Below are 25,853 nucleotides of genomic sequence, written 5' to 3'. Positions count from 1 at the left end.
GCCTGCGTTTGGGAAACCAGCGTGGCGATGGAAAATACCTGCGCCCTCCTTGGGGGCATGCTCGATCCCACATGATCGGCCATGCCCCGAGGGCGAAATGAACATCACGACGGATCCTGCAAAGCTCAAGTCTTCGCCCCTCCCCTCCCCCGCGGAGCCGGCGCTGCCCATTCCCAAACGGCAGGGTCGACTTCGGCTCGCGTTAAAGCTGCTTGCAGCGGCGGGGCTCGTCGTCGGCGTGACTTATGCCGGATACGAATATTGGACGTCCTGGCGCTTCGAGGTATCGACCGACGATGCCTATGTGCAGGCTGACATCGTCTCCATCGCCCCTCAAGTCGCCGGATATCTCAGGACGGTCGAGGTCACCGACAACCAGCCTGTGAAGCAAGGACAGGTTCTCGCCACCATCGATCCGCGCGACTATCAGGCGGCGGTCGATCAGGCCGAGGCGGACGTAGCGGAGGCGAAGGCCTCGATCGAAGATCACCGCGCGCAGATCAGCGAGCAGCAGGCGCAGATCGGCGAAGCCCGCGCCCAGATTGATGCCGACCAAGCCACCCTGACATTCGCGCAGCAGAACGAGCAGCGGTTCGGTACGCTGGCGCACGACGGTTATGGCTCGGTGCAGACGGCCCAGCAGGCGACCTCCCAGATCGGCCAGGCGCAGGCGCAGGTGGCGCACGACAAGGCGGCCCTCGATGCCGCCCAGAAGCAAGTGGACATCCTGCAGGCTCAACTCGCCGAGGCGCAGGCGACGCTTGGCCATAACCAGGCCGTTCTGGAAAAGGCCAAGCTCGATCTCGGCTATACCGTGCTGCGCGCGCCCGCCGATGGTGTGGTGGGCGCACGCACGCTGAGGGTCGGCCAATTCGTCCAGCCAGGCACGCAATTGCTTGCGGTGGTGCCGCTCCAGGCGACCTATATCGTGGCCAATTACAAGGAAACGCAGCTCACGCACGTTGGTGCCGGCCAAAAGGTCGCCATCTCGGTGGACACTTTCCCCGGCACGCTCGTACACGGCTCTGTGCAGAGCCTCGCACCAGCCAGCGGCCAGGAATTCGCCCTGCTTCCGCCCGACAATGCCACCGGCAATTTCACCAAGATCGTCCAGCGCATCCCGGTCCGGATCGCGATCGACCCCACCGATCCGCTCGCCGGCCTGCTGAGGCCCGGCATGTCGGTCACCACGACCATCACGCTCGACGCGCAGCACCGCCGCGCCGTCTCAGCCGCGCAATGAGTGCGGCCGTGGACACCCCTCAAAACGCGGCCCAGCCGGAGCTTGAAGAGGGCGCGAGCCTGCACACCTGGATCATCGTATGCGGCTGCATGCTCGGCGCGCTGATCGCGGTGCTGGATATCCAGATCACCAATTCGTCGCTGCCGGAGATCGAGGGCGGCATCGGCACGGGCATCGACAACGGCACCTGGATCTCGACCTCCTACCTGATCGGCGAGATCATCATGATCCCACTGACGGATTATTTCAGCCGCGTGTTCGGCTTCCGCCGCTTCATCCTCGGCTCGATCACGCTTTTCCTCCTGTTCTCGGTCGGCTGCGCATTCGCGACCAACCTCACCCAGATGATCGTCACGCGTGGACTCCAGGGGTTTTTCGCAGGCTGCCTGATCCCGCTCGCATTCACCACCGTGCTGACCCGGCTGCCGCGGCGCCAGCAGCCGATCGGCCTTGCAGCATTCGCGCTGACGGCAACTTTCGGCCCCTCCATCGGTCCCACCATCGGCGGCTATCTGACCGAGCATTACGGATGGCCCTATATCTTTTTCGTAAACCTGATCCCCGGCGCGATCATGCTCTCGCTGCTGTTCGCGACCCTGGAACGCAGTCCGCTGCGGCTGGACCTGCTGAAGGAAGGCGACTGGTGGGGCATCGGCTTCATGACGGTCGGGCTCGCGAGCCTGCAGACCGTGCTGGACGAAGGCAACAAGGACGACTGGTTTGGCTCAAGCTACATCGTGCACCTCAGCCTCGTCGCCGTGGTGTGCCTTACGATCTTCATCGCGATCGAGCTGAAGGTCGAAAAGCCGGCCGTGCAGCTCAGGCTGCTCACGCGCCGCAACTTCGCGCTCGGCACCCTCGCCAATACGTTGGTGGGCTTTGCCCTGTACGGGTCGGTCTACGTGCTGCCGGCCTATCTCGATGAAGTGCAGGGCTATAATGCCGAGCAAATCGGCACGGTGCTGGCATGGGTGGGCCTGCCCCAGTTGCTCATCATTCCATTCATGCCGGCGCTGATGAAGCGCTTCGACGCGCGCGTGCTGGTCTGCGTCGGCCTCGCCATCTTCGCCGCGAGCTGCTTCTTGAACACCCACCTGAGCCTTGATGTCTCGGGTGACCAGCTCATGATGACCAACATCGTGCGCGCGATCGGACAAGCCATCGTCATCTCGCCGCTGGTCAGCCTGACCATGGTGGGTACGCCGCCCGCCCTCTCCGGGCAGGCATCCGGCCTGTTCAACATGATGCGCAGCCTCGGGGGCGCGATCGGCACCGCAGCCCTCGCCACCACCATTTCAAAGCGCGAGCAGTTTCACTCCAACATCATCGGCCAATCGGTTACGCCATTCGGCGAGACGGTGCGTGGCTTCCTTGCTACCATGCAGCAGTATTTCATGGCGCATGGCATCCCGGACGCGTCGCGGGCCTACCACCAATCCGAAATCCTCCTTGGTCAGCTCGTGGCGCAGCAATCGCTTATCATGGGGTTTTCCGACACGTTCGCGCTGCTCGGCGTCATGCTGATTTTGGCTGCATTCTCTGTCGCCCTCATGCGACGCAGCGCCTAGCCGCAGCGCCTCGCTTAGCGACCGAGGGCAAACCTGGCCTCCGAGTGCCGTCTCGGTCGTCGGCCGGCGTGCGATTTGGCAAGGCCCCGGAAAACCGGAAAGACATGACAAGGCGCTTACTCCCACCTTCGCGCAGCTGGGCAATGCGCCTATTGTGCGTGGATATGCGCAGCTCGGCCGCCCTCTCGAAAGGCCCGAGGCCGTATGTTTGATCGATGGAGAACCGTCTTGGAGGAGACCGGTACGGAACCGCAGCCGAAGCGGCTGTTCATGCTCGCGATGGCGATTGCGCTCGCGACGGTGATCTTCGTCCTCGACACCTTTTCGCCGCTCGATATGGCGATCGCCGTGCTGTACGTCGTCGTCGTGCTGTTCACGGCCAATTACGTAGGGCGGCGCGGACTGCTGCTGATCGGCTGGGCCTGTATCGGCCTGACCGTGCTGAGCTTCACGATCATGCACAGCGAAAACTACAATCTTTCCTCCACCATGCGCGGCATGGTGAGTATCGCCGCCATCAGCGTGACGATGCTGCTCTCGCTCAAGAACCAGCGCGCGACCCGCGCCCTGCGCGAGCAAGCGGATCTGCTGGATCTCACCCATGACGCGATCTTCGTGCGCGGGGCTTCGGACAAGATCACCTATTGGAACCACGGCGCGGAACGGCTCTATGGCTGGACCCGCGGCGAGGCACTCGGGCGGAACGCCGCCGAGTTGCTGCACACGGTGTTTCCCGACACCCAGCAGGAGATCGGCGCGAAACTTCACAGCACCGGCCGATGGGAAGGCGAACTGGTTCATACAGCGCGCGAGGGAAGACAGGTCGTGGTCATGAGCCGATGGTCACTCCAGCGCGGCGAGCCCGGGCGTCCAATGGCCATCATGGTGACCAACAGCGACATCAGCGAACGCAAGCGGACCGAGAATGCGCTGCATCAGACCCAGGGGGAACTCGCCCATGTGACCCGGATCACAACCATGGGTGAGCTGACAGCCTCCATTGCCCATGAGATCAACCAGCCGCTCGCGGCGGTTGTGACCAACGGCGAGGCGTGCCTGCGCTGGTTGAACCGCGATGTGCCCGACCTCGATGAGGCAAGATCCGCGGTCGAGCACATGATCCGCAACGGACGGCGGGCAAGTGATGTGGTCGCCCGCCTCCGGTCCCTGGCACGGCGTGGCGAATCGCTTCACACACCGGTCGACGTCAACGAATCCATGAACGAGGCCCTGCTCCTGTTGGAGCGGGAGCTGTCCACTCATCGTGTGGTGCTCGACCTCTCGCTCGATTCCAAGCTTGCGCCGATACTCGGAGATCGGGTGCAGTTGCAGCAGGTCATCATCAATCTGGCGCTCAATGCGGTGCAGGCGATGGATGCGGTCCCCTCCGGAAAGCGGCGCTTGCGGATTTCAACCCGCGCGGCCGATGACCGCCGCGCAGTGCTGATCGAGATCAAAGATTCTGGGCCGGGTGTCGATCCGCAGAGTATTCCGTTGCTATTCAACGCTTTCTACAGCACCAAGAAAGAAGGGATGGGCATGGGCCTGTCCATTTCCCGTTCCATCGTCGAAGCCCATAATGGCGCCGTCTCCGCGACGCTGAATGATGCAAGCGGCATGTGCTTCAGCATCACGCTCCCTGTGCTTGAGGAAACCCCGTCGTGAGCACCCGTTCGCAACTCAGCCCCGCACCTTCCGTTGAACCGCTCGTGATCGTCGTCGACGACGATGCGGCGCTGCGCGACGCGCTCTCCAGCCTGTTCCGCTCGGTCGGAATGCGGGTGGAGCTTTTCGCGTCCGCAGGCGACCTGCTCGCGGCAAAGCTGCCAGACGTGCCGCGCTGCCTTGTGCTCGACATCAGGCTTCCGGGTGTCAGCGGCCTCGACTTCCAGGCCCAGCTGTCAAAATCCACGGTGGAAATGCCGATCATCTTCATGACCGGGCACGGCGACATCCCGATGTCGGTCCGGGCCATGAAGGCAGGTGCCATCGACTTCCTCACCAAACCGTTCCGCGACCAGGATATGCTGGACGCCGTGGCAGCAGCCCTGGAGGCCGACCGCACCCGGCGAGAGGCGCACAAGGCCGTCTCCAATGTCCAGACGCTGTATGAAACGCTCACGACCCGCGAGAAGCAGATCATGGCTCTGGTGACCTCCGGGCTCATGAACAAGCAGGTCGCGGCCGAGGTGGGACTGAGCGAAATCACCGTCAAGATTCACCGTGGCCACGTGATGCGAAAGATGGAAGCAAAATCACTCGCGGATCTTGTGCGGATGGCGGAAACGCTTGGCCTCGCTAAGGACAAGGCCTGACCCGAACCGGGGCCATGGCGCCAACACTGTGCACACGCCTCCCGGCCGTTTGGAAAAATTTGTGCGGGCTCGAAAGACCTGACGGTGCCTTCGCGCTCATGATCCAGACAACGGGCGAAGATTGCGCCTTGCGAAACATCGCCCCGTTCACGAGATCGGAGATCAGCGATGCAAGACCTTTCCCGCCGCAAACTGCTCGCACTAGGGGCAGCCGGTACCGCCGCAGTCGCGGCGACGGCGGCCCATGCGGCGAGCTTTGGCAATCCGGACCAGCCGCCACAGGGCGCGGTCAATTCCTCGCCGGGGGCGCTGTCCAATCCCGGTCCGCGAAATCCGGCGCTGGAAGCCCAGTTCCCCTCGTTCCAGAATCCGCCCGCGACCGATGTCGGCGGCATGCCGATGATGTGGTCCTCGTTCAACAATGCCTCTCGGCGCGTGCAGGCGGGCGGCTGGGCGAGGCAGGTGACCGCGGAAGACTTTCCCATCTCCACCTCGGTGTCGGGCGTCAACATGCGCCTCGGCCCCGGCGGCATCCGCGAACTCCATTGGCACCTCGCGGCCGAATGGGCTCTGATGACCAACGGGCGCTGTCGCGTCACGGTGCTCGACCCGCTTGGCCGACCCTATGTGCGCGACGTCGGCCCGGGTGATTTGTGGTACTTTCCCGCCGGCTACCCGCATTCGCTCCAGGGCCTGGAGGATGGGTGCGAGTTCCTGATCGTGTTCGACAATGCCTTCCAGTCGGAATTCAACACGCTTCTGGTGACCGACTGGCTCGCCCACACGCCTCCCGAAATCCTCGCGCAGAATTTCGGTGTCCCGGCGGAGACCTTCAAGAACATCCCGCTGCAGGATCTCTGGATCTTCCAGGGAAAGGTGCCCCCACCGCTCGCCATCGACCAGCAGTCGGTCGAGGGCGCGGGCGTGCCGCCCGACCCGTTCACGTTCTCCCTGACCGGCACCAAGCCGGTGAAGGAATCGTCGGCGGGCAAGGTACAACTCGCCGACAGCCGGGCCTTCAAGGTGTCGACCACCATTGCGGCCGCCATCGAGACCATCAAGCCGGGCGCGCTGCGGCAGATGCACTGGCACCCCAACGCCGACGAGTGGCAATATTGGATGGCCGGCCAGGGCCGCATGACGGTGTTCAATGCGGGGCCGCGCGCTCAGACTGTGGACTTCAAGGCCGGCGACATCGGCTATGTCCCGAAGAGCCAGGGCCATTACATCTTGAACACCGGGACCGAAGACCTCCAGGTGCTCGCGGTCTTCAAGGCGCCGGAATACCAGGAAGTGGACCTGTCCGACTGGCTGGCTCGCACCCCGCCCGAACTGGTCGCGCAGCATCTGAACATTGACCCTGCCGTGGTCGCCAAATTCCCGAAGGGTCAGGTCGGCATCCAGGGGGCCTGACCCGCCCGGCGCCAAGACGAGGCCGGCTTGCTCCCGTTCGCGGGATGTGAAGCCGGCCGGCCTTTTTGTGCGGTTTGGCGCGTGTGACGCCTTTCAGTTTTCCTCAGCCCCAGGCGGCACACAGGGCCCGCATCTCGCGCGCGGGATCCTGCGCGCGCATCACCCCACCCATGACGGCGATGCCCGCCACTCCGGCGGCCCGGCATTCCGCAATTTTGTGGCAATCGATGCCTCCGAGCGCGAGCAGCGGCACGCGGCACGCGGCCCTCAGGCGGACCAGCCCCGCGCCGCGAAGCGCCGGCCCATAGCCGGGCTTCGAGGCGGTGTCGAAAGCAGGTCCGGCCACCACATAATCGACCAGGAGCGGGTCGGCGGCGGCCGCCTCGACGTCGCTGTGGATCGACTGGCCGATGAGTGCCGAAGGCCCAAGCGCGGCGCGCGCGGCGCCCGGCACCTCGCCGGCGGGAAGGTGAACCCCGTCGCAGCCGGCGGCCTGTGCCAGGCTGGCGCTTCCGTGTATCGTCACGATGGCTCCAAAAGCCCCCGCCACACGATGTATTTCCTGAGCAAGCGCGACCTGTTCCGCCGCTCCAAGATCCTTCTCACGCACGCTGATCCAACGGGCGCCGCCGCGGCAGGCCGCCGCGACGATATCGGTCAGTGCGTGGCGTGCCTGCGAACGGTCCGTAATCAGAAGCAGCGGCGGGGAAGGAAGCGGGTTCAATCACTTGCACCTTCATTGAGGCTTCGTGGAGCCCCTATATAGACACGCGGCCCGTCCGCCGCATCCGGAGGACGGCTTTGACGCGGCCAGGATCGCAGTTACGGTATAGCGATAGTGCGAACCCCTGACCGCGACGGGTATTGCGTGCGCGCCGCTGGCGAACCTGGAGACTTACGTCTTGGTCGATCGTTCTCATGGTGCCCTGAAGGCTGGACCGGCGCCCGCGGGCGATTTCAGGGAGATGGTCCGCCAATTCACGCCGAACTGGTTCGGAGCGACGATGGGCACGGGCGTTCTCGCGCTGGCGCTCAACCAGTTTCCCGTGGACATCCCCGCCTTGCACCTGATCGGCCGCACGCTTTGGATGTTTAACGTCCTGCTGTTCACGCTGTTCAGTTGCATGTATGCGGCCCGCTGGATCTTCTTTTTCGATGAGGCCAGTCTCATCTTCCGCCATCCTGTCGTGTCCATGTTTTTCGGCACGATTCCCATGGGACTGGCGACCATCATCAACGGGTTCATCGCCTTCGGCATTCCCATGTGGGGCGATCCGGCTCTGGCCATTGCCCATGTCCTTTGGTGGATCGATGTGGCGATGTCGATCGCCTGCGGCCTGCTGGTGCCGTTCCTTATGTTCACACGGCAAGATCACAGCCTGGAAAAAATGACGGCCGTCTGGCTGCTTCCAATCGTGGCGTCCGAGGTGGCGGCCGCGAGCGGCGCCCTCCTCGCAGGCTTGCTCTCGCCCGAGGAAGCCTATGCCGTCCACATCATCAGCTATGCCTTGTGGGCTTTTTCCGTTCCGCTCGCCATGAGCATCCTTGTCATGCTCCTGCTGCGCCTCATCCTCTACAAGCTGCCGACGCGGGACATGGCCGCATCCGGCTGGCTGGCGCTCGGGCCGATCGGCACGGGCGCGCTCGGCCTGCTTCTTCTGGGCGGCAATGCGCCGCAGATCTTCGCACAGCATGGCCTCGCCGCCGTGGGGGAGGTCGGCTTCGGCATCGGCGTCATCGGCGGGCTCATCCTATGGGGATATGGCCTGTGGTGGCTGATGCTCGCCGTGCTGAAAACGGTACGCTATGCCCGCGAGGGCATGCCGTTCAATATCGGCTGGTGGGCTTTCACCTTCCCGCTCGGCGTCTATTCGCTGGCGACGCTCGCCCTGGCGCGCGTCACGCACTTCGGTTTCTTCTCCGTTTTCGGCGGTGTGCTCATCGTCTGTCTCACATGCTTTTGGCTGCTTGTGATGTCGCGAACCCTGCACGGAGCCTGGAAGGGCTATCTCTTCTTCGCGCCCTGCCTCGTCTCCGGTGTGGCACCAATGGAGACGATTGCAAAGAAAGTCTGACGGACGCCCGGCCCGGATCAACTGCCGACGAGGCCGAATTCCGGGCTGGACGCCTCCGCATGCAGCTTCTTGGGGATGCGTCCCGACAGCCGGGCGAGGCGTCCGCCGTCCACCGCATAGCGGAAGGCAGCGGCCATGCGCACCGGATCGTGGGCCTTGGATACTGCCGTATTCAGCAGCACCGCCGCACACCCAAGCTCCATAGCCAGAGCGGCGTCGGAGGCGGTACCAATACCCGCATCCAGCACCACCGGAACCGGCGAGCGGGCGCAGATGAGTTCGATCATGTGCGGATTGGCGATGCCGAGCCCGGTGCCGATCATGGAGCCAAGCGGCATCACCGTCGCGGCGCCGAGATCCGCCAGCTTCTGGCAGGTCACCGGATCGTCATTGCAATAGGGCAGCACGACGAAGCCACGATTAACCAGTTCCTCGGTGGCTTTCAGCAGTTCTTCCACGTTCGGGTAGAGCAATTCGCGATCGCCGATCACTTCCAGCTTCACCCAATTGGTCTCCAGCGCCTCGCGCGCCAGCTCGGCGGTGAGGACCGCGTCCTTTGCGGTCTGGCAACCGGCCGTATTGGGCAGGATGTGGACCCGACCCGAGAGCAGATCGGTGAGGCTTTCCTCATAGCCGGCGAGGCTGATGCGCCGGATGGAGGCGGTGGCCATCTCCGCCCCCGACGCCTCCAGGGCATCAAGGAACACCTTCTGGTTCGGATAGCCCGCCGTACCCAGGAACAGGCGCGACGTGAAGGCACGACCGGCGATCACCAGCGGATCGGTTTTGACATCGGTTACAGCGTTCATGGTCATTCTCTTTGCCCGCGTCTCATGGCGGGCGCTTGTCCGGGCAGAGCGTCAGCCGCCCTGCTTGGCCTGGATGATTTCCACCGCGTCGCCCGCGGCGAGCCGGTACTCGGCCCAGCGGGCGCGCGGCAGGACGGCGCCGTTCAGCGCCACGGCGATGCCCTTGCGGGCGGCATCGACGCCCTTGTGGTCCAGCAGATCGGCGATGGTGGCGACGGCGAGCGTTTCGCGCGCGCCGTTCACCTGCAGATCAAGTTGCGTTTCGGGTTGCATTCCGTTCACTCCGCCGCCGCGCGTGAAGCAAAGCGCTCGGCGCCGAAGGGCGCGATCAGAGGATCGATCCGCCCTTCGAGCATCAACGCGCAGATGGCCGATGTGGTCACCGGCAGCAGCAAAATCCCGTTGCGATGGTGCCCGGTAGCATAGATCAGCCCCTCCACCTCGCTTGCGCCGAGAATGGGGGCATCATCCCGACTGCCGGGTCGGAAGCCGACCCATTGCTCAAGAATGGTCAGTTCCTCAATAGTGGGCACACAGCGCCACGCATGTGTGAGCAAGGCCAATTGGCCGCCGGCGGTGAGATCGGTGTCGAAGCCCTTCTCCTCCACCGTCGCGCCGATGATCAGGCGTCCGTCCTTGCGCGGCACCATATAGGTGCCCGGCCCCCACAGCACATGGGTCAGCAGCGGCGCGGCAGGGTCCATGCGCAGCGCCAGCATCTGCCCCTTGATGGGGCGCACCGGCAGGGGAGCGGCCGGGGCGATGGTCACGCCGCGCGACCAGGCGCCCGCCGCGAGCACCACCTGATCGGCGGGATGCAGCTCGCCATCGACGACGACGCCCCGTGCCCTGCCGTCGCGGGTCTCCACCCGCTCCACCCTGGCATGCTCATGCAGCACCGCACCGGCCGCGAGGGCTGCCACCTTCAGCGCGGCCGCCACCTGGCGATTGTCGGCCTGATGATCCTGCGGGCACCACAGCGCGCCGGCCAGCTTGGTGGCGAGGTGTGGTTCCTTGCGACGGGCTTCAGCGGCGGTCAGCCATTCCACCGGCAGGCCGAGGCTCTTCTGGAAGACGTGCTGGTGACGCAGCTTGGCGGCATCGTCGGCCGTGAGGGCGACCACCAGCGTGCCTTCCTCCCGCAAACCCACATTGATGCCGCTCGCCGCCTCAAGGTCCGCCGCGAAGGCGGGCCACAGGACCTGACTGGCACGGTTCAGCGTCAGGAGCGTCTCCTCGCCGGGCTCTGCCTCGGCGCAGGCCGCGAGCATGCCGGCAGCGGCATGGCTGGCGCCAGAACCGGCAATCCCTGCGTCGAACATCTCCACCTTGCATCCCGCCTGGGCGAGGCGCCAGCCGATGGCGAGCCCGATGACGCCGGCGCCAACGATGGCGACGCGCGTCCCTGCCCCGTCATGGGTGGACTGTCGAGGCTTCGAAACAACATGATCTTGGGACGATAAGCGCGTGCTCATCGGCTCCTCCCTACGCTGGAATGACCCAGACAGGTTCGATGGGTATGATCTCAGCCGCACGTGACGCGCGGCACCCCAGGCCGTCTGACAGTATCACCGCTCGGCGTCCCGGCGGCAAGAAAAACTCGAAAATCCATATCGAAGCGTCACGAAACGACGCAACGTGTTCCGTCCCATAGCTTTTTCGTGACCCGCCCGCAATCGCACCGCTTGCCCAGGGTCACAAGGACGCGCCCCCTGAGCGTGAAGGCCTTTGGGCGGCGCAGATGACACAGCGAAGCGCCCCGACTCTCGCAGCCCTCACACCCGGTCGTTCCGCGCCTGAAATAGGGGCCGGAAGGAGAGGGGCTGCCTGCTGTCAGGCGGGCGCCGACGCGCTATAAGGCGGCATGCTGCCTCTGCTTCCGCTCATCCGGCGCGTGCGCCACGGTCTTACCCTCGGCGTGCGGACCATCCTCATTGATGCGGACCGGCGCGTGCTGTTGGTGCGCCATTCCTATACCCCTGGCTGGCATTTCCCCGGCGGTGGGGTGGATGTGGGAGAGACCACGGAGGACGCCGCCCGGCGCGAACTGATCGAGGAAGCGGCTGTAACCGCCGAGGGTCCGCTCGTGCTGCACGGGCTGTTCTTCAATCCTCGCGTCGGCGGGCGCGATCATGTGGCCTGCTATCTCGTCCCGCGCTTTTCCTTCGAGGCGCTTCCGCCCCCCAATCTGGAGATCCGCGAGGTGCGCTTCTTCCCGCGCGACGCCTTGCCCGCCGATGTCACGCCCGGCACATTGCGCCGCCTCGCCGAGATCGAAAACGGCGAGCCAGCAAACCCGCGCTGGTGAACCACGCCGGCCGACGGCCCCGCAAGGTGCTGTCGCCCCTTGATCCGTCGCCCTTTGATCCATTCTCCCTGATCCGAGTGTCGTCCCGATGGCCGCCCCCTCAGCTCCCCGCCCCGCCGACGAAATCGCCGCTTTGATGGGCCGATTGGGCGTCGCCCCCGAAGTGCTCGCCGGTGGCACGCTCGCGGCTCGCTCGCCCCTCACCGGGGAACAGGTCGCTTGGCTGCATCCCACCGCCGATGCGGCGGCGCAGATCGGCGCGGCACACACGGCCTTTCTGGCTTGGCGCGCGGTGCCCGCCCCGCGCCGGGGCGAACTGGTGCGCCTGCTGGGCGAGGAATTGCGCAGCGCCAAGGCGGATCTCGGCCGGCTGGTGACGCTGGAAGCGGGCAAGATACTCTCCGAGGGCCTTGGCGAGGTGCAGGAGATGATCGACATCTGCGACTTCGCCACCGGCCTGTCGCGCCAGCTTCACGGCCTCACCATCGCCACGGAGCGCGCCGACCATCGCATGATGGAGACTTGGCATCCCCTGGGCGTGGTGGGCGTGATCTCGGCCTTCAACTTCCCTGTGGCCGTCTGGTCTTGGAACGCGGCTCTGGCGCTCGTCTGCGGCAATGCAGTGGTGTGGAAGCCCTCTGAAAAGACGCCGCTCGCGGCACTTGCCGTTCAGGCGATTTTCGAGCGCGCGGCCCGCCGCTTCGGCGATGCGCCCGCCGCACTGTCCACCCTGCTGATTGGCGGGCGCGAGATGGGCGAGGCGCTGGTGGATGATACGCGCGTGCCGCTGGTCTCGGCCACCGGCTCCACCACCATGGGCCGGGCCGTGGCGCCGCGCCTCGCCGCACGGTTCGCACGGGCGATCCTGGAACTGGGCGGCAATAACGCCGCCATCGTCTGCCCTTCCGCCGATCTCGATCTGACCGTGCGCGCCGTCGCCTTCGCGGCCATGGGCACGGCCGGCCAGCGCTGCACCAGCCTGCGGCGCCTGATCGTGCATGAGAGCGTGTATGACGACCTGGTATCACGCCTGAAGGGTGCCTACGGCTCGGTGCGGGTGGGCGATCCGCGCGAACCAGCGACCTTGATCGGCCCGCTGATTGATGCTGCGGCGGCGCAGGCCATGGCCCATGCGCTCGCGGCCGCCGGGGCCGAAGGGGGCATGGTGACTGGCGGGGGCGCGGTCGAGCCCGCCAGCCTGTCCGGCGGCGCCTATGTGCGTCCCGCGCTGGTGGAGATGCCGGCCCAGAGCGCCATCGTGCGCGCCGAGACCTTCGCGCCCATCCTCTATGTGCTGCGCTACAGGAACCTGGACGAGGCCATCGCGCTGCAGAACGACGTGCCCCAGGGTCTCGCCTCCTCCATCTTCACCACCGATTTGCGCGAGGCCGAGCGGTTTCTCTCTTCGGTCGGCTCCGATTGCGGCATCGCCAATGTGAACATCGGCCCCTCGGGTGCAGAGATCGGCGGTGCATTTGGGGGTGAGAAGGAGACCGGCGGCGGACGCGAGGCCGGCTCGGACAGCTGGAAGGGCTATATGCGCCGCGCCACCAACACCATCAATTACGGCAGCGCGCTCCCGCTTGCCCAAGGGGTAAGCTTCGACATCGGCTAGCACCGGGCGCGAAGGCCATGGGCCGAAGGATTTCTTGTAAGGCATAAACTTTGCTTCATAATCCGCACCATCACCGTGCGGGAGCCTTTTGAATGCCCTTCGTCCACCGCATCGGCCCAAAAAGCTTCGTCTTTGCCGATCTCAAGGACCTGATGGCGAAGGCCACGCCGCCACGCTCCGGCGACATGCTGGCGGGCATCGCGGCGGGAAGCGCGGAGGAAAATATCGCGGCCAAGATGTGCCTCGCCGAGGTGCCGCTGAAGACGTTTCTCTCCGAAGCGCTCATTCCTTATGACGAAGACGAGGTTACGCGCCTCATCCTCGACGGGCACGATTTTGCGGCCTTCGCCCCCGTCGCAAGCCTCACCGTGGGCGATTTCCGCGACTATCTGCTTTCCGACGCTGCGACCTCCGATGTGCTGGTCCGGCTCGCACCAGGGTTGACGCCGGAAATGGTGGCGGCGGTTTCCAAGATCATGCGCAATCAGGATCTGATCCTGGTGGCGAAGAAATGTCGGGTCGTCACGCGCTTTCGCAACACCATCGGCCTGCCCGGCACCATGGCGGTGCGGCTGCAACCCAATCATCCCACCGACGATGCCGCCGGCGTTTCGGCCGTCATATTGGACGGCCTGCTCTATGGCTGCGGCGATGCGGTGATCGGCATCAATCCCGCCTCCGACAGCGTGCCGGTGCTGGACCGGCTGCTGAAGCTGATGGATGCGGTGATCTCACGCTTCGAAATCCCCACGCAAAGCTGCGTGCTCACCCATGTCACCACCTCCATCGATCTGATGAACCGGGGGGCCCCGGTGGATCTGGTGTTCCAGTCCATCGCGGGGACGCAGGCCGCCAACCGCTCGTTCGGCATCGACCTTGCGGTATTGCGGGAGGGCTATGACGCCGCCCGCGCGTTGAAGCGCGGCACGCTCGGCACCAATGCCATGTATTTCGAGACCGGCCAGGGCGCGGCGCTGTCCGCCAACGCCCATCACGGCGTGGATCAGCAGACTTGCGAGGCCCGAGCCTATGCGGTGGCCCGCGCCTTCGAGCCGCTGCTGGTGAACACGGTGGTCGGCTTCATCGGGCCGGAATATCTCTATGACGGCAAACAGATCATCCGCGCCGGCCTGGAAGACCATTTCTGCGGCAAGCTGCTCGGCGTGCCGCTCGGCGTGGACGTCTGCTACACCAACCATGCCGAGGCCGACCAGGACGACATGGACACCTTGCTGACCCTGCTCGCGGCAGCCGGCGTGACCTATGTGATGGGCATTCCCGGTGCCGACGACGTGATGCTCAATTATCAGTCGACCTCGTTCCACGATGCCCTTTATGTGCGCGAAGTCTTCGGGCTGAAGCGGGCGCCGGAATTCGAGGCTTGGCTCCGCACCATGCGTATCACCGGCGATGACGGGCGCCTGCTGCCGGCGGACGGCGGCCATCCCCTGCTCGGCTTCGTCGCGGAGCGCGCGGCATGATCGAGCGCGACCCCTGGCTTTCCTTCGCCCGCCACACCCCGGCCCGCATCGCGCTCGGCCGCACCGGCGCCAGCCTGCCGACGCAGGAGGTGCTGCGCTTCGCCCTCGCCCATGCACGAGCCCGCGATGCGGTCCATACGCCGTTCGATTCCGCCGCCATGGCAGAACAGGTCCGCGCCCTCGGCTTCGAGGCCCTCCAGGTGGCCAGCGCCGCGCCGGCCCGCGATGTCTATCTGCGCCGGCCCGATCTCGGCCGAAGGCTGAGCACGGACAGCCGCGCGTTGCTCGACGCGGCGCCGCATGGGCCGATCGATCTCGCCCTGGTGGTGGCGGACGGGCTATCCTCCGCCGCCGTGGACGCCCAGGCGATCCCGTTCCTGGCAGCGCTGAAGCCCTGGATTTCGCGAGAGAGCTGGCGGATTTCGCCGGTGTGCATCGCCTCCCAGGCGCGGGTGGCGCTGGGTGACGAAGTGGGCGAAGCGCTCAACGCGCGGGCGGTGCTGGTGATGATCGGCGAGCGGCCCGGCCTCTCCTCGCCGGACAGCCTCGGCCTCTACCTCACCTTCGCGCCCCGCCCGGGCCGGACCGACGCCGAGCGCAACTGCATTTCGAACGTGCGGGCCGAGGGCCTGTCCCATGATGCCGCGGCCTTCAAGCTGGCATGGTTGCTGAGGGAAGCCTTTCGCCGGCAGCTCACGGGCATCGACCTCAAGGACGAGAGCGACGGACTTCTGGAAGGGGGACAGCCGCCGCGCGCCCTTTCCGCTGGCAAGGAAACCTGACACCCGGGCACGATCCTTGCTTATGAGAATGCGGTTTGGGCCGGTGACCGGTTTTCCGGTCACCGCTGGGCAGAGGGCAGATTCATGAGTGCTCAAAAATCTTCCGGCGTCAGCTACACCACCGTCGACACTGCCTATTTCGAGCAGCGCGCCCTGAAACGCCATGCGCGGGTCTGGTCGCTCTGGGCACTCGGCGTCGGCGCGGTCATCTCCGGCCATTTCTCAGGCTGGAACCTCGGGCTAGCCTCCGGCGGCTGGGGCGGCATGCTGATCGCTGCCATCCTCATCGCCATCATGTATCTCGGCCTCACCTTCTCCATCGCGGAAATGTCGCCCGCCCTGCCCCACACCGGCGCGGCCTATTCCTTCGCTCGCACCACCATGGGTCCATGGGGCGGCTTCGTCACCGGGCTTTGCGAAAATGTCGAATATGTCATCACGCCCGCCGTGGTGGTGTCGTTCATCGGCTCCTACATGGGCTCGATCTTCGGCACGCCACCGGAGTTCCAGCCGGTCTACTGGATCTTCGGCTACATCATCTTCGTCGGCCTGAACGTTGTGGGGGTGGAACTCTCGTTCAAGGTCACCCTGGTGGTCACGCTGGCGGCGCTCGCCTGCCTCGTAGCGTTCTGGGTCAGCGCCATCCCGGTCATGGATTTTTCGCGCTGGGCACTGAACATGGGCGTCGGCCCGGATGGCAAGGCGATCGAACTGCCCAACGGCGGCGGCCCGTTCCTGCCATTCGGCATCGGCGGCGCACTCGCGGCCATGCCGTTCGCGGTCTGGCTGTTCCTCGCCATTGAGCAATTGCCCCTGGCGGCGGAAGAATCCGTCGATCCCAAGACGGACATGCCAAAGGGCATCATGGCGGGCATGGCGACGCTCATCGTCTCCGCCTTCATGATCTTGTGGCTGAACTCCTCGGTCGCCAACGGCGCGTTCGGCCTCTCGACCTCTCTGGAGCCCCTGCTGGACGGCTTCAAGGCCATCTACGGCACCGGGCTCGCCAGCCTACTGGCCCTGGTGGCCGTGGTGGGGCTGATCGCCTCCTTCCACACCATCATCTATGCCCAGGGCCGACAGATCTATTCCCTGTCCCGCGCCGGCTATTTCCCGCGCAGCCTGTCGATCACCCACGGCAGCCGCAAGACCCCCCACGTGGCCATGATCGCCGGCGCTGTGGTCGGTCTCGTCATCATGCTCGCCATCTGGTTCACGCTGGGCGTGGAAGCGGGAGCGGCGGTCATCGGCGGCACGCTGCTCAACATGGCGGTGTTCGGCGCCATGCTCTCCTATGTGATGCAGGCGCTGTCCTTCATCCTCATGCGCCGGAACATGCCGCAGATCGCCCGCCCCTATGTTAGCCCGTTCGGCATCCCTGGGGCGGTGCTCACCATCGTCATCGCGCTGGTGACGATCTATTTCCAGCTCTCCGACCCGATCTACCGGGCCGGCGTTATCGGCGTCGCCATCTGGTTCGCCGTCGGCATGGCCTATTTCGCCGCCTACGGTCGCCACAAGCTGGTGCTATCCCCCGAGGAGGAGTTCGCCCTCTCCAAGGGCACCGCCGAATACAAGAGCTACTGAGCCCAAGCTAGACGCCCTGGCGCGTCCCAATAAAACGCCCGCGGTCGCCGATGCGACCGCGGGCACCTTCAATTGTCGAACGGCGTTCTCAGCCGAACAAGGCCCTCAAACGTGCTCGACTGAAACCACGCGGTATGTGTGCATCTCCTCATCCTCGCGGATGGAGACATATTCTCCGGGGGCGAAGGCTTCATCGCCGAACCGATAGCCCGACTCGTCATCCTCGTCGCCGGAAACATCGTAGCGGAACGCCCAGCTTCCACCGGGCCGGCGCACGAGATGGCCGACATCGTCCGCCTCGCCCGGCCGGAACCGCACCACCCGGCAGGCATCGCGGTGGGTATGCCAGAGATCGGGATTGATGCGGCCGTTCTCATCCAGCGGCGCCACGAAGGAATAGCCGAAATTGCGCGAGCCTTCGGGATGATCCTTCTCGCGCGCCAGTTCCAGACGGATCTCGCGGAAGGTGTGAGGCAGTTGGCTCATAAACGGTCTCCTCCAAGCTTGCCCGTCGCCGATGCGACTTAGGCGACTTCATGCCGTATCCCAGGACCATGTGCCAGTTAAGGACTTTCACTTACGGGAAAGCCCGCAAAAAATATTTCGCGCGCTTGATCCAGAGCAATGCATCTACCACCCCCGGTGGCATGCTATTCTTAATCAGATATCCGGAGATGGACCTATGAGCGACTCTTCGACTTCCCCCGGCTTCACGACTGGCTTTCCCACGACATGGCCCGCGGGCGCGCAGATGTTCGGCTGGCCCATGGCTGCGGCCCGCGTATATTGGGTCGAACTGCCGGTCGCCATCAACGCGCATCTGCAGCGCTTCGCTACGGCGCAGATTCAGGAGCAGATGCGCCTGATGAGCGAAATGGCCAAACCCGACGCGGCGACATCGGTGTTCAACAAGGAAGCCGCTTTCTTGCAGCAATCCGCTTTCGCCTGGGGCACGGAAATGCTCGAGATCGTGGAATTGTGCAAGGAAAAGATGCTCAACCCCACTGCCCCGACCGATGAGGCCGAGCAGGGCTATCGCAAGGCCGCCTGAGCGGCTGGGGGTCGGGTCGCGCGCATTGCGACTAGGCGACAGGTCAGACCGGTTCTTCGTTTGCGTGAAACGATGAACCGCTCTGGGAAGGCGGGCCGAAATCCGGCCCGTCCCGCATCCCACGGGATTATGCGGCGTCGAAGCCTTCCAGGACGATCTTGCCGAGCGCTCGCCCGCTTTCGATCAGCCGGTGCGCACGGCGCAGGTTGGCGGCATTGATTGTGCCGTAGGATTCCGCAAGCGTGGTGCGGATCTCTCCGGCATCCACCAGCCGGCTCACCTCCATCAGCAGATCGTGCTGCATCTGCATGTCGGCCGTCTCGAACATCGAGCGGGTGAACATCAACTCCCAATGCACCGACACGCTCTTGCGCTTGAAGCCAATCACATCCAGCACCGCGGGATCGTCGATCAGCGCGAACCGCCCCTGCGGCGCGATCAGTTCGGCGATCTGCGCCAGATGATCATCGGTGTTGGTGGTGGAGAAGACAAAGGCGGGCGCGCCTAGGCCCAGCGCCTCCACCTGTGCGGCCAACGGCTTGGAATGGTCGATCACATGATGGGCGCCGAGCCCTTCCACCCATTGCCGCGTTTCCGCGCGCGACGCGGTGGCGATGACCGTGAGGTCCGTAAGCTTGCGGGCGAGCTGGATCGTGATCGAGCCGACCCCGCCCGCGCCGCCGATGATCAGGATCGCCGGTGCGGCGCCGGGCACCGCGCGCCGGACGTCCAGTCGGTCGAACAATGTTTCCCAGGCGGTCACGGCGGTGAGCGGCAGGGCTGCGGCCTGGGCCCAGCCAAGAGTGCGCGGTTTCGCGCCGACCAGCCGTTCGTCCACCAGGTGGAATTCAGCGTCGGTGCCCTGCCGACCCAGCGCACCGGCATAGAACACTTCGTCACCGGGTTTGAACAAAGTGACCTGCGGCCCGGCCTCGATCACGACGCCCGCCGCATCCCAGCCGAGCACCTTCCAGGACCCGGCCTCGGCGGCGGCGCGGCGGCGCACCTTGGTGTCCACCGGGTTCACCGAGACCGCCTTGACCTGAACCAGAAGATCTCGGCCGCTCGCCTCGGGGCGGGGCAATTCGATGTCTGAGAGCGCCGCCACATCATCGATGGGCAGCGAGGCCTGATAGCCGACGGCACGCATGGGAGTCTCCAATTCCATTCGGCGCTAAGATGCTGAGCACCACCCCCAGGCGCAAGAACGCACATAAACCGCCCATAGTATCAAAAAGGATACCGCATCCCGGCTCGACGCTGGCGGGATTGCATAATCCCGCTACCGCGCGCTGGCACGGTGAGCAAAAATTGATGTGACCGGCAGGAATTTCACGGGAGAGGGGTCTCTCCCCGGCTCGATGAGTCAGCACAGGGATCATCTGGTGCGGACGGCGGGACTCGAACCCGCACGCCTTTCGGCGCAAGATTTTAAGTCTCGTGCGTCTACCTGTTCCGCCACGTCCGCCCACACGAGCGGGCGACCTTAGTGTGCCGAGAGGTACAAGGAAAGGGGACAGCCGCCAAAGCCACAACCGATGCGCGGATCAGGCGCGGCCTTCCAGTTCCTCGGCCGGAGCGGGGGTGATGGCGACGGATTCGCCGCATCCGCAGGACGAGGTCTGATTCGGATTGTTGAAGACGAACTGGGCCGACATCTTGTCCGCCTTGAAATCCATCTCGGTGCCGAGCAGGAACAGGATCGCTTTGGGATCGACGATCACCTTCACGCCCTTGTCCTCCACCACTTCGTCGCGCGGAGAAATCTCCTGCGCATAATCGAGGGTGTAGGACATGCCGGCGCAGCCGCCGTTCTTGATCCCAACACGCACGGCTTCGACAGGAGGCTCCATGCGCGCCATGATCTGGCGGATGCGTTCGGCGGCGGCATCCGTGATGCGCATGACGGGCGGGCGGGGGCGAAGGGCGGCCATAGTCTCAAAACTCCGAACCGCGCCGGTTCAAGGCCGGCGGATAGGCCCACCTAAAATGGGGTAGCCCGGCCGCCACGGCAAGTGCCACCCGCGCGGGCCGGCGCGGCGGGCCATGCAACCGAAACCGGTCCCGCGCGTTCAGCTTGGCAATGGCGGAGCTGAAGCATGAAAACCGACGACGCCCCTACGATCGAGGATGAGGCTTCGAACGATCTTTCCGCCGAGGAGAATGCCCAGGTCGAGGAGCATCTCAACCTGCGCCCCCTCGCGGTTTATGAGGTGATCCGCCGCGAGGGCCTGGACGAACTGCGCCGGCCGGTGCCGAGCCTGTGGTGGTCGGGGCTGGCCGCGGGCCTTTCCATCGGCTTCTCGGTGGTCGCGGAAGCGGCCCTGCACGCCCATCTGCCGGATGCGCCCTGGCGCGCCATCATCGAAAGCGTCGGCTATTCCCTGGGCTTTCTGATCGTCATTCTCGGGCGTTACCAGCTCTTCACCGAAATCACCCTCACCGCCGTCCTGCCGGTGCTGGCCGAGCCGTCGCGCAAGGCGTTCGTCGCGCTTGCCCGCATCTGGGGGGTGGTGTTCGCAGCCAATATGGCGGGCACGGCCCTGTTCGCCGCCCTGCTCGCCACTCGCCTCATCCTGCCGCCTGAAATCGATGCGGCCATTCTCTCGCTGTCGAAGGAATTGGCGGCCCTCACCCCCACCGATGCTTTGATCCGCGGCATCGTCGCCGGCTGGCTGATCGCCACCGTGGCCTGGCTGCTGCCGAGCGCGGAGCATTCCCGCGTCATCATCATCGTTGCGCTCACGGGGCTGATTTCGCTGCTCCAGCTCTCCCACGTGGTGTCGGGATCGGTGGAGATCTTCTATCTCGTTGCGCGCGGCGAACTGGGGCCCGGAACGGCGCTCGTCGGCTTCATGCTGCCGCTGCTGATCGGCAATGTGATCGGCGGCTCCGCCTTATTCGCCTTGCTGGCCTATGGGCAGGTGAAGGACGAAATGAAGGAGGACGGCGAGGAGACAGACGCCAAGGCGGCCGGCGAGGCGCCCGGGAAAAAGCGCTCAGGACCTCCCAAAAAGGCCGAACCTGCAAAAAATGTTTCACGTGAAACAAGGGCTTAAGGAAGAAGAACAGCGCAGAACATGTGTTCTTCCCTGAATTTTCGGCCCCGAATTTCGAATTTCCGACGAAGTTCTACGCAAGCGCCGACGCCAAAGCGTGCGCGCCCCGCCGCCCCCGCGGCCCTCAATAATTCGGCCAGAGGCCGGGGGTCGCAAGTTCCAGAAGGGTGCCGTCCGGATCGCGGAAATAGAGGCTCACGCCGCCCTTGGGCCAGGCCATCTCGCCCTCGATGGGGATGGCATGGCGCGCGAGATGGGTGCGCCAGGGCTCCAGCGCCTCGGCGGGGATGGCGAGGGCCACATGGGCGCGCCCACTCGCATCATGGGGCGGGATGGTGCCGCCCGGCAGGGTCAAGGTTTGGTCGGCCGCGCCGCGCTTGAACAGCAGCAGCACCGTACCGCCGAGGGGATAGGCCCGGAAACGCGGATCGCCGAGCATGGGCGCGAGCCCGAGCACGCCCTCGTAAAAGGCGGCGGCGCGCTCCAGATCCTCGACATAGAGGCCGGTTTCCAGCACCGGCCCGAGCGGCGGCGAGACGTGTTCGCCCCCCTGCCCGCTCACTTTCCCACTCACCACAGATTGAGCGTGGCGCGGGCCTCTTCCGACATGCGGCCCTGGTCCCACGGGGGATCGAAGGTGATTTCCACCGTCACGCCGCCGATGCCCTCCACTGTGTTCACGGCGTTTTCCACCATGCCCGGCAGCTCGGCCGCCGAGGGGCAATTGGGGGTGGTCAGCGTCATCTCGACCGCGACCGACCGATCGTCGGCGATGTCCACCTTATAGATCAGCCCCAGCTCGTAGATGTCGACCGGGATCTCGGGATCATAGACGGTCTTCATGGCCGCGACGATGTCGTCGGTGAGACGCGCCAATTCCGCCTCGGGAATCGTCGATTTGATTTCCGGGGTATTGGGGGAGTCGTTGAGCGCCGTTTCCGTCATGCGAACAAATCCTGCGCCTTCAGCAAGGCCGCCGCAAGGCGGTCCACGTCGGCGCGCGTGTTGTAGAGGGCGAGCGATGCCCTGCAAGTGGCCGTGGTGTCATATCGGGCCATCAGCGGCTGAGCGCAATGGGTTCCTGCGCGCACGGCAACTCCATACCGATCCAGCACGGTCGCAACGTCATGGGGATGGGCATTTTTCATTTCGAACGAGATGATCGCGCCCTTGCCCGCCGCCGTGCCGATGATCCGCAGGCTGTTCATGGCGCCGAGCACATCGTGGGCATAGGCGGAAAGGTCGCGCTCGTGCGCTTCGATCCGCTCGCGGCCGAGCGAGGTCATATAGTCCAGCGCCGCGCCGAGGCCGATGGCCTGGACGATGGGCGGGGTTCCGGCCTCGAAGCGGTGCGGCGGGGTGGCGTAGGTCACGCGATCCTCGCTCACTTCCTTGATCATCTCGCCGCCGCCCTCGTAAGGCGGCATCTGGGAGAGCAGATCGAGCTTGCCGTAAAGGATGCCGATGCCGGTCGGCCCATAGAGCTTGTGGCCGGTGACGGCGAAGAAATCGACGTCGAGGTCGCGCACATCCACCGGCATGTGGACCGCGCTCTGGCAGCCGTCCACCACCACTTTCGCGCCCACCGAATGGGCCGCGCGGGCGATCTCCTTGATGGGCGTCACCGTGCCGAGCACGTTGGACATCTGGGTGATGGCGACGATCTTGGTGCGCGGCGTCAGAAGCTGTTCGAACGCCTCGAAATCGAACGAGCCGTCCTCGCGCACCGGCGCCCATTTGATTACCGCGCCCTTGCGCTCGCGCAGGAAATGCCAGGGCACGATGTTGGAATGGTGCTCCATGATGGAGAGCACGATCTCGTCTCCGGCCTGGATCGACTGGCCGAGCGAGCTGGCCACCGTGTTCAGCGACCCCGTGCCGGACCGGGTGAAGATGATTTCATCAATGCTGGCGGCGTTGAAGAAGGCGCGGATGGTCTCGCGCGCCGCCTCATAGGCTTCCGTCGCCGCATTGGCGAGATAATGCAGCCCGCGATGGACGTTGGAATATTCGAACTCATAGGCATGGCGCATCCGGTCCAGCACCTGCACCGGCTTCTGGGCCGAGGCGGCGTTGTCCAGGTAGGACAAGGGATGGCCGTTCACCTCCATCGACAGGGCGCGAAAATCGGCGCGCACCTTCTCGACATCATAGCTGCCGTTGGCCACTGCGGGATGGGTCTCAGTCATGAAAAAGGTCCGTCGCTTTAGAGACCGTCATCCCCGGGCGTGACCCGGGGATCTCCCTCCACCGAGGTGCCGCCAGGCGACCCAGGATGGCCGGGTCAAGCCCGGCCATGACGATTGGGGTCAAGGGCGCGCTCCGCTCACCCCGCCCGTTTCTTCAGCCAAGCCTCGGCGCGGGCGATCAGGCCGTCGCGCAGATCGTCATTTTCCACGAACTCCAGCGCCTCGCCCACGAACGCCTGGATCAGCATCGCCTCGGCTTCTTTCGCCGGAATGCCGCGCGCCTTGAGATAGAACAGCAGATCCTCGTTGAGGTCGCCCGCCGTCGCGCCGTGGCCGCACTGCACGTCGTCGGCGAAGATCTCAAGCTCCGGCTTGTTGTCCATCTCGGCGGTTTCACCGAGCAGAAGCGCCTGGCTCATCATGCGGCCGTCGGTCTTCTGCGCGTCGGGGCGAACCACGATCTTGCCCTGGAACACGCCGTGGCTCTCGTCCGCCAGCACGGTCTTGAACAATTCGCGGCTTTCGCAATGGGCCACCGCATGATCCAGCAGCAAGGTCACGTCGGCATGCTGGCGGCTTTTCAACAAGGTCACGCCGCGCAGACCCGCCTGCGAGCCGGTGCCGGAAAAGCGACCATAGACGCTCAGCCGCGAAACCTGCGCGCCCGAGGTGAGCCCGAAGGTGTGGAACTTCGCGTCCCGGCCGATATCGGCCATGAAGGTGCCGAGGTGAAGCGCCGTGTCGCCCTCTTCCTGGAGGCGGATGTAATCCAGATGGCTGTCGTCGCCGGCGAACACCTCGATGGCATCGTTCTGCTGATAGGGCACGCCGTCGCGCCCCTGGAAGCTCTCGACCAGGGTGATGCTGGCGCCGGCGCCCACATCCAGCAAGGTGCGGGAATAGGTGGCAGCGGGATCGTCCAGCGTGAACACATGGGCGATATGCAGCGGCCGCTCGATCCTGGCGCCGTCGGCCACGTGAATCACCAGCCCCTCGCCGAGGAAGGCGGTGTTGAGCGCCAGCGCGCCGTCATAGCGCTGCGGCGCCAATGTGCCGAGCTTCTCCACCGCCCCCTGCCCCTTGGCGATGGCACTGGAAAGCGGCATGACCGAAAGGCCGGGCTCCAGGCCGAGAAGGTCGGAATGCTGGCGCGCCAGCACACCGTTCACGAACACGATGCGCCGCGCACCCGCGAACGAAACCGCCCGCAAATGGCCTTCCGCCGCCGCGCTATCGCCGAGCGTCGTGATGGGCGCGAACGCGTCCCGCATCAGGGCCCGCAGGTCCGTGTATTTCCACTCTTCCACCCGGCGGTGCGGCAGGCCGTTCTCGCAGAAGGCGGCAAGCGCCGCCGCGCGCACTTCGCCGATGCGGGTGGCGAGCGGGCCCGGCAAAGCGTCCTGCGCCAGGCGCGCGTCCAGGGTGGTGCGCAATTTGTCTTCGGCCGTCGTTCGGACCGGCTGGTTGTGGATGGTCATGATCCGATCCTCACGCCGCGTCCTGGCCGTAGCCCGCGTAGCCGGAGGCCTCCAGCTCGTGCGCCAGCTCCTTGCCGCCGGTCCGCACGATGCGGCCCTTGTGCATCACATGCACCACGTCCGGCACGATATGATCCAGCAGGCGCTGGTAATGGGTGATGACCACCATGCCGCGCTCGGGGGAGCGCAAAGCGTTCACGCCCTCGGAGACCACCTTCAGCGCATCGATGTCGAGGCCGGAATCGGTCTCGTCCAGGATGCAGACCTTCGGCTGGAGCAAGGTCATCTGGAGGATTTCGTTGCGCTTCTTCTCGCCGCCGGAGAAGCCCACGTTCACCCCGCGCCGGAGCATGTCCTGGCTGATGCCGAGGAAGCCGGCCTTCTCCTTCACCAGGCGCAGGAATTCGGGGGTGGAGAGCTCCTGTTCCCCGCGCGCCTTGCGCTGTGCGTTCAGCGCGGTGCGCAGAAAGGTCATGGTGGCGACGCCGGGGATCTCGATCGGATACTGGAACGCCAGGAACAGGCCGGCGGAGGCCCGCTCTTCCGGCGCCATGTCCAGCAGGTCCAGCCCGTCCAGCAGCGCTTCGCCGGCGGTGACCTCATAATCCGGCTTGCCGGCGAGGACATAGGACAGAGTGGACTTGCCGGAGCCGTTGGGGCCCATGATGGCGTGCACCTCGCCGGCATTCACCTTCAGATCGAGGCCCCTGAGGATCTCGTTGTCGTCGATGCGGGCGTGCAGATTCTTGATTTCGAGCAAAGCCATGATCGTTTCCGTTCATCATAATGCGGCGACCGGTTTCCGGGACGGCTCACGAGCCTCGCGCGGAAAGGCGCCGGGACAGTTCGGTTCAGGCAGGCCATGCCCCGCATCCGGGGC

25 protein-coding genes, 1 tRNA gene and 1 riboswitch are annotated in these 25,853 nt (G+C 65.2%); of the genes, 13 read left to right on the top strand and 13 right to left on the bottom strand.

Features of this window, described 5'->3' with window-relative positions; all coding sequences use genetic code 11:
* Positions 1 to 97: 97 nt before the first annotated feature.
* The 5 genes from V5F77_RS09750 to V5F77_RS09730 all read left to right on the top strand — a co-directional run bounded on the left by V5F77_RS09750 (position 98) and on the right by V5F77_RS09730 (position 6,539).
* A complete protein-coding gene (locus V5F77_RS09750; protein WP_429005148.1) occupies positions 98 to 1,243 on the top strand; it encodes an HlyD family secretion protein in 1,146 nt (381 codons plus the stop codon).
* Positions 1,240 to 2,811, top strand: coding sequence for a DHA2 family efflux MFS transporter permease subunit (locus tag V5F77_RS09745; protein WP_429005147.1), 1,572 nt, complete (start codon positions 1,240 to 1,242; stop codon positions 2,809 to 2,811). The genes V5F77_RS09750 and V5F77_RS09745 overlap by 4 nt, the downstream gene beginning before the upstream one ends.
* Before the next feature lie 228 nt (positions 2,812 to 3,039).
* Positions 3,040 to 4,476, top strand: coding sequence for a PAS domain-containing sensor histidine kinase (locus V5F77_RS09740; protein ID WP_429005146.1), 1,437 nt, complete (start codon positions 3,040 to 3,042; stop codon positions 4,474 to 4,476).
* A complete protein-coding gene (locus V5F77_RS09735; RefSeq protein WP_429005145.1) occupies positions 4,473 to 5,126 on the top strand; it encodes a response regulator transcription factor in 654 nt (217 codons plus the stop codon). The genes V5F77_RS09740 and V5F77_RS09735 overlap by 4 nt, the downstream gene beginning before the upstream one ends.
* Positions 5,127 to 5,294: 168 nt before the next feature.
* Positions 5,295 to 6,539 (top strand): cupin domain-containing protein, encoded by a 1,245-nt coding sequence (locus V5F77_RS09730; RefSeq protein ID WP_429005144.1) that lies wholly within the window; start codon positions 5,295 to 5,297, stop codon positions 6,537 to 6,539.
* Between the two features lie 103 nt (positions 6,540 to 6,642).
* Here V5F77_RS09730 and V5F77_RS09725 read toward each other — a convergent pair whose 3' ends face one another.
* Entirely contained in the window at positions 6,643 to 7,263 is a 621-nt protein-coding gene (locus tag V5F77_RS09725) for a thiamine phosphate synthase (RefSeq protein ID WP_429005143.1), read from the bottom strand.
* Positions 7,264 to 7,441: 178 nt separating this feature from the next.
* Here V5F77_RS09725 and V5F77_RS09720 point away from each other — a divergent pair, with 178 nt between their 5' ends.
* Positions 7,442 to 8,614, top strand: coding sequence for a TDT family transporter (locus V5F77_RS09720; RefSeq protein WP_449317019.1), 1,173 nt, complete (start codon positions 7,442 to 7,444; stop codon positions 8,612 to 8,614).
* 17 nt (positions 8,615 to 8,631) lie between these two features.
* On the opposite strand, the gene thiG is transcribed toward V5F77_RS09720, so the two are convergent.
* The 3 genes from thiG to thiO form a co-directional block, all read right to left on the bottom strand.
* A complete protein-coding gene (gene thiG / locus V5F77_RS09715) occupies positions 8,632 to 9,429 on the bottom strand; it encodes a thiazole synthase (RefSeq protein ID WP_429005142.1) in 798 nt (265 codons plus the stop codon).
* A 45-nt stretch (positions 9,430 to 9,474) separates the two neighbouring features.
* Positions 9,475 to 9,696 carry a sulfur carrier protein ThiS gene (gene thiS, locus V5F77_RS09710; RefSeq protein ID WP_429005141.1) on the bottom strand — a complete coding sequence of 74 codons (222 nt, stop codon included), beginning with the start codon at positions 9,694 to 9,696 and terminating at the stop codon, positions 9,475 to 9,477.
* A 5-nt stretch (positions 9,697 to 9,701) separates the two neighbouring features.
* Positions 9,702 to 10,898 (bottom strand): glycine oxidase ThiO, encoded by a 1,197-nt coding sequence (thiO, locus tag V5F77_RS09705; RefSeq protein WP_429005140.1) that lies wholly within the window; start codon positions 10,896 to 10,898, stop codon positions 9,702 to 9,704.
* Positions 10,887 to 10,986, bottom strand: a riboswitch (TPP riboswitch). It overlaps the preceding gene by 12 nt.
* A 301-nt stretch (positions 10,987 to 11,287) precedes the next feature.
* On the opposite strand from thiO, the gene V5F77_RS09700 reads away from it, so the two are divergent.
* From V5F77_RS09700 to V5F77_RS09680, 5 genes are all read left to right on the top strand, one after another.
* Positions 11,288 to 11,731: an NUDIX domain-containing protein gene (locus V5F77_RS09700; protein ID WP_429005139.1), complete on the top strand. Its 444-nt coding sequence runs from the start codon at positions 11,288 to 11,290 to the stop codon at positions 11,729 to 11,731.
* A gap of 88 nt (positions 11,732 to 11,819) precedes the next feature.
* Positions 11,820 to 13,346, top strand: coding sequence for an L-piperidine-6-carboxylate dehydrogenase (gene amaB / locus V5F77_RS09695; RefSeq protein WP_429005138.1), 1,527 nt, complete (start codon positions 11,820 to 11,822; stop codon positions 13,344 to 13,346).
* A 92-nt stretch (positions 13,347 to 13,438) separates the two neighbouring features.
* Positions 13,439 to 14,827: an ethanolamine ammonia-lyase subunit EutB gene (locus tag V5F77_RS09690; protein ID WP_429005137.1), complete on the top strand. Its 1,389-nt coding sequence runs from the start codon at positions 13,439 to 13,441 to the stop codon at positions 14,825 to 14,827.
* The gene (eutC, locus tag V5F77_RS09685; RefSeq protein WP_429005136.1) at positions 14,824 to 15,609 is read left to right on the top strand and encodes an ethanolamine ammonia-lyase subunit EutC; all 786 of its coding nucleotides are present in this window, start codon (positions 14,824 to 14,826) and stop codon (positions 15,607 to 15,609) included. The genes V5F77_RS09690 and eutC overlap by 4 nt, the downstream gene beginning before the upstream one ends.
* A gap of 84 nt (positions 15,610 to 15,693) precedes the next feature.
* On the top strand, positions 15,694 to 17,196 hold the full coding sequence (locus V5F77_RS09680; protein WP_429005135.1) for an amino acid permease: 1,503 nt from the start codon (positions 15,694 to 15,696) through the stop codon (positions 17,194 to 17,196).
* 105 nt (positions 17,197 to 17,301) lie between these two features.
* On the opposite strand, the gene V5F77_RS09675 is transcribed toward V5F77_RS09680, so the two are convergent.
* Positions 17,302 to 17,682 carry a hypothetical protein gene (locus V5F77_RS09675; RefSeq protein WP_429005134.1) on the bottom strand — a complete coding sequence of 127 codons (381 nt, stop codon included), beginning with the start codon at positions 17,680 to 17,682 and terminating at the stop codon, positions 17,302 to 17,304.
* A 196-nt stretch (positions 17,683 to 17,878) separates the two neighbouring features.
* On the opposite strand from V5F77_RS09675, the gene V5F77_RS09670 reads away from it, so the two are divergent.
* Complete coding sequence (locus V5F77_RS09670; RefSeq protein ID WP_429005133.1) at positions 17,879 to 18,247, top strand: hypothetical protein; 369 nt, start codon at positions 17,879 to 17,881, stop codon at positions 18,245 to 18,247.
* Positions 18,248 to 18,374: 127 nt separating this feature from the next.
* Here V5F77_RS09670 and V5F77_RS09665 read toward each other — a convergent pair whose 3' ends face one another.
* From V5F77_RS09665 to V5F77_RS09655, 3 genes are all read right to left on the bottom strand, one after another.
* Positions 18,375 to 19,397 carry a zinc-binding alcohol dehydrogenase family protein gene (locus V5F77_RS09665; protein ID WP_429005132.1) on the bottom strand — a complete coding sequence of 341 codons (1,023 nt, stop codon included), beginning with the start codon at positions 19,395 to 19,397 and terminating at the stop codon, positions 18,375 to 18,377.
* Between the two features lie 233 nt (positions 19,398 to 19,630).
* Positions 19,631 to 19,715: transfer RNA gene (locus V5F77_RS09660), tRNA-Leu, on the bottom strand.
* Positions 19,716 to 19,794: 79 nt separating this feature from the next.
* The gene (locus tag V5F77_RS09655) at positions 19,795 to 20,181 is read right to left on the bottom strand and encodes a HesB/IscA family protein (protein WP_429005131.1); all 387 of its coding nucleotides are present in this window, start codon (positions 20,179 to 20,181) and stop codon (positions 19,795 to 19,797) included.
* 165 nt (positions 20,182 to 20,346) lie between these two features.
* On the opposite strand from V5F77_RS09655, the gene V5F77_RS09650 reads away from it, so the two are divergent.
* Positions 20,347 to 21,306: a formate/nitrite transporter family protein gene (locus V5F77_RS09650; RefSeq protein ID WP_429005130.1), complete on the top strand. Its 960-nt coding sequence runs from the start codon at positions 20,347 to 20,349 to the stop codon at positions 21,304 to 21,306.
* A 124-nt stretch (positions 21,307 to 21,430) separates the two neighbouring features.
* On the opposite strand, the gene V5F77_RS09645 is transcribed toward V5F77_RS09650, so the two are convergent.
* From V5F77_RS09645 to sufC, 5 genes are all read right to left on the bottom strand, one after another.
* Positions 21,431 to 21,868 (bottom strand): VOC family protein, encoded by a 438-nt coding sequence (locus tag V5F77_RS09645; protein WP_429005129.1) that lies wholly within the window; start codon positions 21,866 to 21,868, stop codon positions 21,431 to 21,433.
* An 8-nt stretch (positions 21,869 to 21,876) separates the two neighbouring features.
* Positions 21,877 to 22,251, bottom strand: coding sequence for an SUF system Fe-S cluster assembly protein (locus V5F77_RS09640; RefSeq protein WP_429005128.1), 375 nt, complete (start codon positions 22,249 to 22,251; stop codon positions 21,877 to 21,879).
* On the bottom strand, positions 22,248 to 23,495 hold the full coding sequence (locus V5F77_RS09635; RefSeq protein WP_429005127.1) for a cysteine desulfurase: 1,248 nt from the start codon (positions 23,493 to 23,495) through the stop codon (positions 22,248 to 22,250). Before V5F77_RS09635 ends, V5F77_RS09640 begins: the two co-directional genes overlap by 4 nt.
* Positions 23,496 to 23,632: 137 nt before the next feature.
* Positions 23,633 to 24,973 carry a Fe-S cluster assembly protein SufD gene (sufD, locus tag V5F77_RS09630; RefSeq protein ID WP_429005126.1) on the bottom strand — a complete coding sequence of 447 codons (1,341 nt, stop codon included), beginning with the start codon at positions 24,971 to 24,973 and terminating at the stop codon, positions 23,633 to 23,635.
* A 10-nt stretch (positions 24,974 to 24,983) separates the two neighbouring features.
* The gene (gene sufC / locus V5F77_RS09625) at positions 24,984 to 25,739 is read right to left on the bottom strand and encodes a Fe-S cluster assembly ATPase SufC (RefSeq protein WP_429005125.1); all 756 of its coding nucleotides are present in this window, start codon (positions 25,737 to 25,739) and stop codon (positions 24,984 to 24,986) included.
* Positions 25,740 to 25,853: the final 114 nt, after the last annotated feature.

Source organism: Roseixanthobacter psychrophilus, from assembly GCF_043195195.1.
In the GTDB taxonomy this organism is placed as follows: domain Bacteria; phylum Pseudomonadota; class Alphaproteobacteria; order Rhizobiales; family Xanthobacteraceae; genus NCEH01.
The sequence above is the reverse complement of the archived record's forward strand: the minus strand, read 5'-3'. Positions and strand labels throughout refer to the sequence as shown.

Bases quoted from the DNA above. Each gene is read 5' to 3' on its own strand.
- V5F77_RS09750 (WP_429005148.1), top strand. From the start codon at position 98: ATGAACATCACGACGGATCCTGCAAAGCTCAAGTCTTCGCCCCTCCCC.
- V5F77_RS09745 (WP_429005147.1), top strand. From the start codon at position 1,240: ATGAGTGCGGCCGTGGACACCCCTCAAAACGCGGCCCAGCCGGAGCTT.
- V5F77_RS09730 (WP_429005144.1), top strand. From the start codon at position 5,295: ATGCAAGACCTTTCCCGCCGCAAACTGCTCGCACTAGGGGCAGCCGGT.
- thiG (WP_429005142.1), bottom strand. From the start codon at position 9,429: ATGACCATGAACGCTGTAACCGATGTCAAAACCGATCCGCTGGTGATC.
- thiS (WP_429005141.1), bottom strand. From the start codon at position 9,696: ATGCAACCCGAAACGCAACTTGATCTGCAGGTGAACGGCGCGCGCGAA.
- thiO (WP_429005140.1), bottom strand. From the start codon at position 10,898: ATGAGCACGCGCTTATCGTCCCAAGATCATGTTGTTTCGAAGCCTCGA.
- V5F77_RS09700 (WP_429005139.1), top strand. From the start codon at position 11,288: ATGCTGCCTCTGCTTCCGCTCATCCGGCGCGTGCGCCACGGTCTTACC.
- amaB (WP_429005138.1), top strand. From the start codon at position 11,820: ATGGCCGCCCCCTCAGCTCCCCGCCCCGCCGACGAAATCGCCGCTTTG.
- V5F77_RS09690 (WP_429005137.1), top strand. From the start codon at position 13,439: ATGCCCTTCGTCCACCGCATCGGCCCAAAAAGCTTCGTCTTTGCCGAT.
- eutC (WP_429005136.1), top strand. From the start codon at position 14,824: ATGATCGAGCGCGACCCCTGGCTTTCCTTCGCCCGCCACACCCCGGCC.
- V5F77_RS09680 (WP_429005135.1), top strand. From the start codon at position 15,694: ATGAGTGCTCAAAAATCTTCCGGCGTCAGCTACACCACCGTCGACACT.
- V5F77_RS09675 (WP_429005134.1), bottom strand. From the start codon at position 17,682: ATGAGCCAACTGCCTCACACCTTCCGCGAGATCCGTCTGGAACTGGCG.
- V5F77_RS09670 (WP_429005133.1), top strand. From the start codon at position 17,879: ATGAGCGACTCTTCGACTTCCCCCGGCTTCACGACTGGCTTTCCCACG.
- V5F77_RS09665 (WP_429005132.1), bottom strand. From the start codon at position 19,397: ATGCGTGCCGTCGGCTATCAGGCCTCGCTGCCCATCGATGATGTGGCG.
- V5F77_RS09655 (WP_429005131.1), bottom strand. From the start codon at position 20,181: ATGGCCGCCCTTCGCCCCCGCCCGCCCGTCATGCGCATCACGGATGCC.
- V5F77_RS09650 (WP_429005130.1), top strand. From the start codon at position 20,347: ATGAAAACCGACGACGCCCCTACGATCGAGGATGAGGCTTCGAACGAT.
- V5F77_RS09640 (WP_429005128.1), bottom strand. From the start codon at position 22,251: ATGACGGAAACGGCGCTCAACGACTCCCCCAATACCCCGGAAATCAAA.
- V5F77_RS09635 (WP_429005127.1), bottom strand. From the start codon at position 23,495: ATGACTGAGACCCATCCCGCAGTGGCCAACGGCAGCTATGATGTCGAG.
- sufD (WP_429005126.1), bottom strand. From the start codon at position 24,973: ATGACCATCCACAACCAGCCGGTCCGAACGACGGCCGAAGACAAATTG.
- sufC (WP_429005125.1), bottom strand. From the start codon at position 25,739: ATGGCTTTGCTCGAAATCAAGAATCTGCACGCCCGCATCGACGACAAC.